The 12,482-nt window shown below is 68.4% G+C and carries 7 protein-coding genes; all 7 read left to right on the top strand.

Annotated features, from left to right (window positions below; all coding sequences use genetic code 11):
- The coding region (locus tag N878_RS01095; protein WP_021441835.1) for a translocation/assembly module TamB domain-containing protein at positions 1-1,644 on the top strand (1,644 nt) is incomplete at its 5' end.
- Between the two features lie 270 nt (positions 1,645-1,914).
- Complete coding sequence (locus N878_RS01100; RefSeq protein WP_021441836.1) at positions 1,915-3,285, top strand: sodium:alanine symporter family protein; 1,371 nt, start codon at positions 1,915-1,917, stop codon at positions 3,283-3,285.
- A gap of 116 nt (positions 3,286-3,401) precedes the next feature.
- Positions 3,402-3,902 (top strand): thiol peroxidase, encoded by a 501-nt coding sequence (tpx, locus tag N878_RS01105; protein ID WP_021441837.1) that lies wholly within the window; start codon positions 3,402-3,404, stop codon positions 3,900-3,902.
- Between the two features lie 257 nt (positions 3,903-4,159).
- Entirely contained in the window at positions 4,160-5,416 is a 1,257-nt protein-coding gene (locus tag N878_RS01110) for an MdtA/MuxA family multidrug efflux RND transporter periplasmic adaptor subunit (RefSeq protein WP_021441838.1), read from the top strand.
- Positions 5,413-8,505, top strand: coding sequence for an MdtB/MuxB family multidrug efflux RND transporter permease subunit (locus tag N878_RS01115; RefSeq protein WP_021441839.1), 3,093 nt, complete (start codon positions 5,413-5,415; stop codon positions 8,503-8,505). The genes N878_RS01110 and N878_RS01115 overlap by 4 nt, the downstream gene beginning before the upstream one ends.
- On the top strand, positions 8,506-11,610 hold the full coding sequence (locus tag N878_RS01120) for a multidrug efflux RND transporter permease subunit (RefSeq protein WP_021441840.1): 3,105 nt from the start codon (positions 8,506-8,508) through the stop codon (positions 11,608-11,610).
- Positions 11,607-12,482: efflux transporter outer membrane subunit (locus N878_RS01125; protein ID WP_021441841.1), on the top strand; the 876-nt coding region annotated here is incomplete at its 3' end. The genes N878_RS01120 and N878_RS01125, both read left to right, overlap by 4 nt.

Genomic DNA, 12,482 nt, shown 5'->3' on the forward strand with positions numbered 1-12,482 from the left:
CTGGGCGCGCATTGCTGGCGGGCCGGCGATGCCAGCCTGTGCGGCGGTCAGCAGCGCCTGGCGCCGCAGCCGAGCCTGGATCTGCGCCTGGAGAATTTCCCCCTGGCCAGCCTGCAACCCTGGCTGCCGGCGGATTTCGCCTGGCAGGGGCGGCTCGACGGCCGGCTCGAGCTGGAGCTGCCGGCCAGCGGCCCCAAAGGGCGCATCCTGCTGGATGCCGGCGGCGGCAGCCTGCGCATTCGCCAGCCGGAGCAGGACGAGTGGCTGGATTTCCCCTACACCAGCCTGCGCCTGGACAGCACGCTGCGCCCGCAGCGGGTGGACAGCGAGCTGCGCCTGCTGAGCGAACGCCTCGGCGAACTGAGCCTGCAGGCGCAGCTCGATCCTCGTCCAGCGCACAAGCCGCTCAGCGGCCAGTTCCGCCTGACCGGTTTCGACCTGGCCGTGCTGCGGCCCTTCGTGCCCATGGCCGAGCGCCTGGAGGGGCGCCTGCAGGGCAGCGGTACGCTGTCCGGGCCGCTGCTGGCGCCGCAGGTCGATGGCCAATTGCGCCTGGACGATGGCGAGCTGGCCGGCAGTGAACTGCCGCTCAGCCTGCAGGCGCTGCAGCTGCAGGCGCTGATCGCTGGCGAGCGGCTGCAGCTGGCCGGCGACTGGCGCAGCGGCGAGCAGGGGCGCGGCAACCTGCGCGGCGAGCTGAGCTGGGCAGAGGGGCTGAGCGGCGATCTGTCCGTGCAGGGCCAGCGCCTGCCGCTGAAGGTCGAGCCCTATGCCGAGCTGGAAGTGGAGCCGGACCTGCAGTTGCAGCTTCGCGCCCAGCAACTGGCGGTGCGCGGCAAGGTCGGCATCCCGCGCGGGCAGATCAGCGTGCGCGAGCTGCCGGCCTCCACCGTCAAGCTGTCCGGCGATGCGCGGGTGGCCGGGCGCGAGACGCCGCTGGAGGAGGAGGCGCTGGGCATCGCCATGGATGTCGATGTCGAGGTCGGCCAGGACAAGCTGGCCTTCCGCGGCTTCGGCCTGAGCGCCGACCTGCGCGGGCGCGTGCATATCGGCGACGACCTCGACACCCGCGGCGAGCTGGACCTGGTGAACGGCCGCTATCGCGCCTACGGCCAGCGTCTGACCATCCGTCGGGCGCGCCTGCTGTTCACCGGGCCCATCGATCAGCCGTTCCTCGACGTCGAGGCGATTCGCCGGGTGGACAATGTGGTCGCCGGCATCCGCCTGTCCGGCAGCGCCGAGCAACCCAGCACCACGGTGTTCGCCGAGCCGGCGATGAGCCAGGAGCAGGCGCTGTCCTACCTGGTGCTGGGCCGGCCGCTGGGGCAGGGCAGCGGCGACAACAACATGCTCGGCCAGGCCGCGCTGGCCCTGGGCCTGGCCGGCAGCAGTTCGCTGACCAGCAGCCTGGCCAGCAGCCTGGGCATCCAGGATTTCCAGCTCGACACCGAGGGCAGTGGCATCACCACCAGCGTGGTGGCCAGCGGCAACCTCACCGAGCGCCTCAGCCTGCGCTACGGCGTCGGCGTGTTCGAACCGGCCAATACCATCGCGCTGCGCTACCAGCTCGGCCGCAGGCTCTATCTCGAGGCCGCCAGCGGCTTGGCCAGTTCCCTGGACCTGTTCTATCGGCGCGATTTCTAGCCGGCGTGGAACTGCTCTGGCTTTTCCGGGGTCGAGCCGGCTTAGCTAGGTGTTTCGTGCGGCTTTTCCCCAACCGTTTGGAGAATGGTCGCGTTAATTTTTTTCTAAATAGTGAAAAGAACTTATTTCGTCTTCGTATACTTAGCCGCCCCCTCGATCCGGTAACCCTGGTGCAGCGCGGGGCGGTGACGAAAAAACGGCACTGTCTATCCGGCAGTCGATCACGCGACGGGTACCCAACCGCGCAACTACAAGAATAAGGACCCTTCAATGGAAGCCATAACCAACTTGGTGAACCAACTCAACGGCCTGGTCTGGGGCCCACCCATGCTGGTGCTGATCCTCGGTACCGGGCTGTTTCTCATGCTGCGCCTGAAGTTCATGCCGCTGGCCAAGATCGGCCCCGGCTTCAAACTGATGTGGCAGGGGCGCAAGAAAGACGACGAAGAAAGCGGCGAGATCAGCCCGTTCCAGGCACTGATGACTTGCCTGGCCGCCACCGTCGGCACCGGCAACATCGCCGGCGTGGCCACCGCCATCTTCCTCGGCGGCCCCGGCGCGCTGTTCTGGATGTGGTGCACCGCGCTGGTGGGCATGGCCACCAAGTACTGCGAAGTGGTACTGGCCGTGCACTACCGCGAGAAGGACGACCGTGGCGAGCACGTCGGCGGCCCGATGTACGCGATCAAGAACGGCCTGGGCGCCAAGTGGGCCTGGCTCGGCGGCGCCTTCGCCATCTTCGGCGGCCTGGCCGGCTTCGGCATCGGCAACATGGTGCAGGTCAACTCCATGGCCCACGCCCTGGAAACCACCTTCAGCGTGCCGCTGTGGGTCACCGGCCTGGTGACCATGGTGTTCGTCGGCCTGGTCATCCTCGGTGGCATCAAGCGCATCGGCAAGGTCGCCGCCTCGCTGGTGCCGGCCATGTGCGTGGCCTACATCGTCGCCTCCATCGTCGTGCTAGTGGTCAACGCCAGCCAGATTCCGGCGGCCTTCGAGATGATCTTCACCTATGCCTTCACCCCGGTCGCCGCCACCGGTGGCTTCGCCGGTGCGGCGGTGATGGCGGCGATCCGCTTCGGCGTGGCCCGGGGCATCTTCTCCAACGAGGCGGGCCTGGGCACCGCCGGTATCGCCCAGGCGGCCGGCACCACCAGCAGCCCGGTGCGCTCGGGGATGATCGGCATGCTCGGGACCTTCATCGACACCATCATCATCTGCTCGATGACTGGTCTGGCGATCATCTGCTCCGGCGTGTGGACCAGCGGCGCCAGCGGCGCGGCATTGTCGGCGGCGGCCTTCGAGTCGGCCATGCCGGGCATCGGCGGCGCGATCCTGACCGTCGCCCTGGTGGTGTTCGCCTTTACCACCATCCTCGGCTGGAGCTACTTCGGCGAGAAATGCTGGGAATACCTGGTCGGCACCAAGGCGATCCTGCCGTTCCGCCTGGTCTGGGTCGTCGCGGTGCCGTTCGGCGCCATCGCCCAGCTGGACTTCGCCTGGCTGCTGGCCGATACCCTCAACGGCCTGATGGCCATCCCCAACCTGCTCTCGCTGCTGTTGCTGAGCCCGGTGGTGGTGGCGCTGACCCGCGAGTACTTCGCCAAGCAAGCGAATGTGTCGCCAGTGTCGGCAAAGTAGTCTGACCTCCGGGTCAGCTTGATCCGCAGCCTGACGAGGGCGCGTTCTAGGCTTGCCAAAAGCCCGGATCGCGCCCTTACTCTTCTACCCTCACTTCGCAGAAAAGGATTCTCCCCATGGCGCAAGTCACCCTCAAAGGCAACCCGGTTCCGGTCGACGGTCAACTGCCGCAGGTCGGTCAGCAAGCACCGGCCTTCAGCCTGGTCGGCAAGGACCTCGGCGACGTCAGCCTGGCCAGCCTGGCCGGCAAGCGCAAGGTGCTGAACATCTTCCCCAGCATCGACACCCCGACCTGCGCCACCTCGGTGCGCAAGTTCAACGCTGAGGCCGCGCAACTGGCCAACACCGTGGTGCTGTGCATCTCCGCCGACCTGCCGTTCGCCCAGGCGCGCTTCTGCGGCGCCGAAGGCCTGGACAACGTGATCAACCTGTCGACCATGCGCGGCGCCGATTTCCTCAAGAACTACGGCGTGGCCATCGCCGGCGGCCCGCTGGCCGGCGTCGCCGCCCGTGCGGTGGTGGTGCTGGACGAGAACGACAAGGTGCTGCACAGCGAGCTGGTCGGCGAGATCGCCGACGAGCCGAACTACGCGGCGGCCCTGGCGGTGCTCAAGTAACCGCCCGTGCTGGAACGACGGCCTGCCCTGCAGGCCGTTTTTGTTTGTGCCGGCCATCGCCCATGGCCCGGATGCAAACCGGGAAAGAGCGGCGCCCTGCCAGCCCGCTCGCGGATGGCATCCGGGCTACGCACCACGGGCCGTTTTGCAAACAGTTGGTAACGTAAGAGGAGCGTAAAAAGCGGGTAAATGGGCTTTGCTTGCCGGGTGTCAGTGCTTATCGTTCCGACTCCCTCAAGAAGTGACCCGTCCCCGCCATGTCCGTTACCGCCTCGACCGCCTCGAAAACCTCCCGCCAGTGGCTGATCGGCCTGAGTCTGCTCGCCGTGCTGCTGCTGTTGCTCTGGTGGTTCTGGCCGAGCGAGGCGCAGGCGCCGATGGGCGCTGGCCGCTTCGGCGACCTGGGGCCAGTGCCGGTGCGGGTGGCCGAGGTGCGCCGCGACGACTTCGCCGTCGAGCTCAAGGCCCTCGGCACGGTCACCGCCTACAACACGGTCAACGTGCGTTCGCGGGTGGACGGCGAGCTGGTCAAGGTGCTGTTCGAGGAGGGCCAGCAGGTCGAGGCCGGCGATCTACTCGCGGTGATCGACCCGCGTCCTTATCAGGCGGCGCTGCAGCAGGCCCAGGGCGCGCTGCAGGAGCAGCAGGCGCAGCTGAAGAACGCCGAGCTGGACCTGGCCCGCTACCAGGGCCTGTACGCCGAAGACAGCATCGCCAAGCAGACCCTCGACACCCAGCAGGCGCTGGTGGGCCAGTACCGCGGCAGCCTGCAGAGCTACCAGGCGGATGTCGCCACGGCCAGGCTCAACCTCGACTTCACCCAGATCCGCGCGCCGATCTCCGGCCGTCTCGGGCTACGCCAGCTGGACGTCGGCAACCTGGTCAGCGCCGGCGACACCACGCCACTGGTGGTGATCACCCAGACCCTGCCGATCGCGGTGACCTTCACCATCCCCGAGGGCGACCTGCCGGCGGTGCTGCAGCGCACCCGCGGCGGCGCGACCCTGGCGGTGGAGGCCTGGGACCGCGGCGAGCGGCTGAAACTGGCCGACGGCGTGCTGGAGAGCCTGGACAACCAGATCGATACCGCCACCGGCACGGTCAAGCTCAAGGCGCGCTTCGCCAATGCCGAGCAGATGCTGTTCCCCAACCAGTTCGTCAACGTGCGCCTGCGCGTGGAAACCCGCGAAGCGGCCACCATCATCCCCTCGGCGGCCGTGCAGTTCGGCGCCCAGGGCACCTTCGTCTACGTAGTCGACGAGGGTGGCAAGGTCAGCCTGCGGCCGGTGACCATCGCCGCCAGCGACGCCGAGCGCAGCCTGGTGGCCGGCGGCGTGCAGCCCGGCGAACGGCTGGTGCTGGAGGGCACCGACCGCCTGCGCGACGGCAGCCAGGTCGAGGTGATCGACCCGGCCGTGGTGCACAGCCCGGACGGTGCGGCGCGTCAACCGCTGAGCGAGGGCGGCAAGCCGGGCCGGGGCGAGCGTTCTGCCCAGCCGCGGAACGACGCATGAACATCTCCCGCCCCTTCATCCTGCGGCCGGTCGCCACCACGCTGCTGATGGTGGCGATCTTCCTCAGCGGCCTGATCGCCTACCGCCTGCTGCCGGTGTCGGCGCTGCCGGAGGTGGACTACCCGACCATCCGCGTGCTGACCCTCTATCCGGGTGCCAGCCCGGAGGTGATGACCAGCGCGGTGACCGCGCCGCTGGAGCGCCAGTTCGGCCAGATGGCCGGCCTCAAGCAGATGTCCTCGACCAGCTCCGGCGGCGCCTCGGTGATCACCCTGCGCTTCAACCTGGAGGTATCCCTGGCGGTGGCCGAGCAGGAGGTGCAGGCGGCGATCAACGCGGCGAGCAACCTGTTGCCCGGCGACCTGCCGGCGCCGCCGGTGTACAACAAGGTCAACCCGGCCGACACCCCGGTGCTGACCCTGGCGGTCAGCTCGGCGAGCCTGCCGCTGCCGCGGGTTTTCGACCTGGTGGACACCCGCCTGGCGCAGAAACTGGCGCAGACCAGCGGCGTCGGCCTGGTCACCCTGGCCGGCGGCCAGCGTCCGGCCGTGCGCATCCGGGTCAATCCCGAGGCGCTGGCGTCCTACGGCCTGAGCCTGGCCGACGTGCGCAATCTGATCACCGCCAGCAACGTCAACCAGCCCAAGGGCAACTTCGACGGGCCGACGCGGGTTTCCCAGCTCGACGCCAACGACCAGCTCAAATCCGTCGACGAATACCGCGAGCTGATCCTGAGCTACCAGAACGGCGCGGCGCTGCGTCTGAAGGACGTCGCCGAGATCATCGACGGCGCCGAGAACGAGCGTCTGGCGGCCTGGGCCAACCGCAACCAGGCGGTACTGGTCAACGTGCAGCGTCAGCCCGGGGCCAACGTGATCGAGGTGGTCGACCGCATCCAGGCGCTGCTGCCGCACCTGACCGAGGGCCTGCCGGCCAGCGTCGAGGTCAAGGTGCTCACCGACCGCACCCAGACCATCCGCGCTGCGGTGCGCGATGTGCAGCACGAATTGCTGCTGGCCATCGCCCTGGTGGTGATGGTGACCTTCCTGTTCCTGCGCAAGCTGTCGGCGACCATCATCCCGTCGATCGTCGTGCCGCTGTCGCTGATCGGCACCTTCGGCGTGATGTACCTGGCCGGCTTCACCATCAACAACCTGACGCTGATGGCGTTGACCATCGCCACCGGTTTCGTGGTCGACGATGCCATCGTCATGCTGGAGAACATCGCCCGCCATCTGGAGCAGGGCGAGACGCCGCTCAACGCCGCACTCAAGGGCGCGCGGCAGATCGGCTTCACCCTGGTCTCGCTGACCCTGTCGCTGATCGCCGTGCTGATCCCGCTGCTGTTCATGGCCGACGTGGTCGGGCGGCTGTTCCGCGAATTCGCCATCACCCTGGCGGTGGCCATCCTGATTTCCCTGGTGGTGTCGCTGACCCTCACGCCGATGATGTGCGCGCGCCTGCTCAAGGCCGAGAAGCCCGAGGACGAAGGGCGCTTCTACCGCGCCGCCGGCGCCGTCATCGACGCCATGATCGCGCGCTACGGCGTCTGGCTGACCTGGGTGCTGAGGCACCAGCCGCTGACCCTGCTGGTGGCGGTGGCCACCCTGGGCCTGACCGTGCTGCTCTACCTGGCGGTGCCCAAGGGCTTCTTCCCGGTGCAGGACACCGGGGTGATCCAGGGCATTTCCGAGGCGCCGCAGTCGATTTCCTTCGCCGCCATGAGCGAGCGCCAGCAGCGCCTGGCCGACGTCATCCTGCGCGACCCGGCGGTGGCCAGCCTGTCCTCGTCCATCGGCGTCGACGGCGACAACCCGACGCTCAACAGCGGCCGTCTGCTGATCAACCTCAAGCCGCATGCCGCGCGCGACGTCACCGCCAGCGCCGTGATCGAGCGCCTGCGCCCCGAGCTGGCGCGGATTCCCGGCATCGAGCTGTACATGCAGCCGGTGCAGGATCTGACCATCGAGGATCGCATCAGCCGCACCCAGTTCCAGTTCACCCTGGAGTCGCCGGACGGCGCGCTGCTGGAGCAGTGGACGCCGCGCCTGGTCGAGGCGTTGCGCCAGCAGCCGGTGCTCACCGACGTGGCCAGCGACCTGCAGAACCGCGGCCTGCAGGTGTACCTGCAGATCGACCGCGACGCCGCCGCGCGTCTGGGGATCAGCGTCGGCGACATCGACGACGCGCTGTACGACGCCTTCGGCCAGCGCCAGATCAGCACCATCTACACCCAGGCCAGCCAGTACCGCGTGGTGCTGGAGAGCCGCGACGGCGGGCGCATCGGCCTGGCGGCGCTGGAGCAGATCCACGTCGCCACCGGCGACGGCCAGCAGGTGCCGCTGGCCTCACTGGCGCGCATCGAGGAGCGTCCGGCCAGCCTGCTGGTCAACCATATCGGCCAGTTCCCGGCGGTGACCCTGTCGTTCAACCTGGCCCCGGGGGTGTCGCTGGGCGAGGCGGTGGCGGTGATCGAGCGGGTGGAGCAGGAGATCGGCCTGCCCGGCGCCATCGACACCCAGTTCCAGGGCGCCGCCGAGGCCTTCCGCGCCTCGCTGAGCTCGACCCTGCTGCTGATCCTGGCGGCCATCGTCACCATGTATATCGTGCTCGGGGTGCTCTACGAGAGCTATATCCACCCGATCACCATTCTCTCCACGCTGCCCTCGGCCGGGGTCGGCGCCTTGCTGGCGCTGCTCTTGACCGGCAACGACCTGGGCCTGATCGCCATCATCGGCATCATCCTGTTGATCGGCATCGTCAAGAAGAACGCGATCATGATGATCGACTTCGCCCTGGAGGCCGAACGCAACCAGGGCATGGCGCCGCAGGATGCGATCTACCAGGCGGCGCTGCTGCGCTTTAGGCCGATCCTGATGACCACCCTGGCCGCGCTGTTCGGCGCCATCCCGCTGATGCTGGCCTCGGGCTCCGGCGCCGAGCTGCGCCAGCCGCTGGGCCTGGTGATGGTCGGCGGGCTGCTGCTCAGCCAGCTGCTGACCCTGTTCACCACGCCGGTGATCTACCTGTACTTCGATCGTCTGTCGCGCCGCGTCAGCGGGCGCAGCGCGGCGGGGCTGGCGGTCTAGATGAACCTCTCCGCCCCCTTTATCCGTCGCCCGGTGGCGACCCTGCTGCTGAGCCTGGCGATCATGCTGCTCGGCGGCGTCAGCTTCGGCCTGCTGCCGGTGGCGCCGCTGCCGCAGATGGATTTCCCCACCATCACCGTGCAGGCCAGCCTGCCCGGCGCCAGCCCGCAGATCATGGCCTCGACCGTGGCCACGCCGCTGGAGCGCTCGCTCGGCACCATCGCCGGGGTCAGCCAGATGAACAGCCGCAGCAGCCAGGGCAACACGCGGATCATGATCCAGTTCGACCTGGACAAGGACATCAACACCGCCGCGCGCGAGGTGCAGGCTGCGATCAATGCCGCGCGCGAGCTGCTGCCCAGCGGCATGCGGACCATGCCCAGCTACCGCAAGATCAATCCGTCGCAGGCGCCGATCATGGTCATCTCGCTGACCAGCGCGACGCTCAACAAGGGCCAGCTGTACGACGTCGCCTCGACCATCCTGGCGCAGAAGCTGGCCCAGGTCGGCGGCGTCGGCGAGGTGCAGGTCGGCGGCAGCTCGCTGCCGGCGGTGCGGGTGGCGCTGGAGCCGCGCCTGCTCGATCAGTACGGCATCGCCCTCGACGAGGTGCGCCAGAGCATCGCCGCGAGCAATGCGCTGCGCCCCAAGGGCGCGGTGGAGGACGCGCAGCGCCGCTGGCAGGTGCAGGCCAGCGACCAGCTGGCCAAGGCCGCCGACTACCTGCCGATGATCATCCGTTACCAGGACGGCGCCGCGGTGCGCCTGGGCGATGTGGCCACGGTCAGCGACGGCGTCGAGGACCGCTACAACAGCGGCTTCTTCAACGACCAGGAAGCCGTGCTGCTGGTGGTCAACCGGCAGAGCGGGGCGAATATCCTGCAGACCATCGCCGATATCCGCGCCGAACTGCCGGCGCTGCGCGAGGTGATTCCGGCCAGCGTGCAACTGGAGGTGGCGATGGATCGCTCGCCGGTGATCCGCGCCACCCTGCACGAGGCCGAGCGCACCCTGCTGATCGCCGTGGGCCTGGTGATCCTGGTGGTGCTGGCCTTCCTCGGGCGCTGGCGCGCGGCGCTGATTCCGGCGCTGGCGGTGCCGGTGTCGCTGATCGGCAGCTTCGCCGCCATGTACCTGCTGGGATTCTCGCTCAACAACCTGTCGCTGATGGCGCTGATCATCGCCACCGGCCTGGTGGTGGACGACGCCATCGTGGTGCTGGAGAACATCTCGCGGCACATTCATAACGGCGAGAAACCGATGGACGCGGCGTTCAAGGGCGCCCGCGAAGTCGGCTTCACCCTGCTGTCGATGAACCTGTCGCTGGTCGCGGTGTTCGTCTCCATCCTGTTCATGGGCGGCATAGTCGAGCGGCTGTTCCGCGAGTTCTCCATCACCCTGGCGGTGGCCGTGGTGATCTCCCTGGTGGTGTCGCTGACCTTGACGCCGATGCTCTGCGCACGCTGGCTCAAGGCCGAGGCCGAGCAGCCGCAGGGTCGCCTGCAGCAGTGGGGCGAGCGCCTGCAGAACCGCGTGCTGGCCTTCTACGGGCGCAGCCTGGACTGGGCGTTGCGTCACTCGCTGCTGATGCTGCTGAGCCTGTTGGCGACCATTGCGCTGAACGTCTACCTGTTCGTCAGCATTCCCAAGACCTTCATGCCGCAGCAGGACACCGGCCAGCTGATCGGCTTTATCCGCGGCGACGACGGTCTGTCGTTCCAGGTCATGCAGCCGAAGATGGAGATCTTCCGCAAGGCGGTGCTGGCCGACCCGGCGGTGCACAGCGTGGCCGGCTTCATCGGAGGCAGCGGCGGGATCAACAACGCCTTTATGATCGTGCGCTTGAAGCCTGTGGGTGAGCGTGAGGCCTCTGCGCAGCAGGTGATCAACCGCCTGCGCGCCAGCGTGCCCAAGGTGCCGGGCGGGCGCATGTTCCTCATGCCGGACCAGGACCTGCAGATCGGCGGACGCGAGGGGCGCAGCTCGGAGAACGAGTACATGCTGCTGTCGGGCGACCTCGACGCGCTGCGCCAGTGGCTGCCCAAGGTGCGCGAGGCGCTGCGCGCGCTGCCCGAGCTGACCGATATCGACGCCAAGGAAAACGAGGGCGCCCAGCAGATCCGCCTGGTGGTGGACCGCGAAGCGGCGCAGCGCCTGGGCGTGGAGATGAGCATGATCACCGCGGTGCTCAACAACGCCTTCAGCCAGCGCCAGGTGTCGACCATCTACGAGGCGCTCAACCAGTACAGCGTGGTGATGGAGATCAACCCGCTGTACGCCCAGCATCCCGAGGCGCTCGACCAGATCCAGCTGATCACCGCCGATGGTGCGCGCGTGCCGCTGTCCACCTTCGCCCGCTGGGAGCGCAGCCTGGAGGAGGACCGGGTCAACCACCAGGGCCAGTTCGCCGCCGAGAACATCGGCTTCTCCCTGGCCGAAGGGGTGAGCCTGGACCAGGCCAGCCGCGCCATCGAGGCGGCGGTGGCGCGGCTCGGCCTGCCCGGCGAGGTACAGGGCATGCTCGGCGGCACCGGTGCGGCCTTCCAGCAGACCCAGGACAACCAGCCGCTGATGATCCTGCTGGCGCTGGTGGTGGTGTACATCGTCCTCGGCGTGCTCTACGAGAGCTACATCCATCCGCTGACCATCCTCTCCACCTTGCCCTCGGCCGGCGTCGGCGCCTTGCTCGCGCTGCAGCTGGTGGGCATGGAGTTCAGCCTGATCTCGCTGCTGGGGCTGTTCCTGCTGATCGGCATCGTCAAGAAGAACGCCATCCTGATGGTTGACCTGGCCCTGCAACTGGAACGCGGCGAGCGCCTCAGCCCGCAGGAATCCATTCGCCGCGCCTGCCTGCTGCGCTTCCGGCCGATCCTGATGACCACCCTGGCCGCGATTCTCGGCGCGCTGCCGCTGGTGCTGGGCAGTGCCGAGGGGTCGGAGATGCGCCAGCCGCTGGGCATCACCATAGTCGGCGGCCTGGTGCTCAGCCAGCTGCTGACCCTCTACACCACGCCGGTGATCTACCTCTACTTCGACCGCCTGCGCCACCGCGTCAACCGCTGGCGTGGCGTGCGCACCGATGCTTCGTTGGAAAATCCGCTATGACCCAGGCTTCTGTCGGCAAAACCCTCCTGTCCCTGCTGCTGGCCGGCGTGCTGAGTGGCTGCATGCTCGGCCCCGACTACCTGCGCCCCGAGCTGGCGGCGCCCATGCAGTTCAAGCAGATCGAAGGCTGGAAGGCGGCCAGCCCCGGCGACGCCCTGGAGCGCGGCGCCTGGTGGGAGCTGTACGGTGACGCCGAACTCAACGCGCTGGTCGAGCGCCTGCAGCTGTCCAACCAGAACCTGGCCGCCGCCGAGGCCCAGTACCGCCAGGCCCGCGCCCTGGTGCGCGGCGCGCGCGCCAGCTTCTACCCGAGTCTGTCCGCCAGCGCCGGGGTGACCCGCGCGGGGCAGGGCGGCGGCGACAGCACCATCAGCACCGGCGACGGGGTGAGCGTCAGCGGCTCCAACGCCGCGCGCATCTCCAAGACCTACGAACTGGGCCTCAATGCGGCCTGGGAGCTGGATATCTGGGGCAAGCTGCGCCGCGGCCTGGAGTCCAGCCGCGCCGAATATGACGCCAGCGCCGCCGACCTGGCCGCCGCGCGCCTGAGCCTGCAGAGCGAGCTGGTGCAGAACTACCTGCAGTTGCGCGTGCTGGATGAGCAGAAGCGCCTGCTTGACGCCACCGTGGCCGCCTACGCCCGTTCGCTGCGCCTGACAGAGAACCAGTACCGGGCCGGCATCGTGCCCAAGTCCGACGTGACCCAGGCCATCACCCAGTTCAAGAGCACCCAGGCCCAGGCCATCGATCTCGAGTGGCAGCGCGCCCAGCTGGAGCACGCCATCGCCGTGCTGGTCGGCGCCAGCCCGGCCGAACTGTCCATCGCCGCGCGCGACAGCGTGCCGGGGCTGCCGCAGATCCCCGTGGCGCTG

The organism is Pseudomonas sp. EGD-AK9 (assembly GCF_000465935.2).
In the GTDB taxonomy this organism is placed as follows: domain Bacteria; phylum Pseudomonadota; class Gammaproteobacteria; order Pseudomonadales; family Pseudomonadaceae; genus Aquipseudomonas.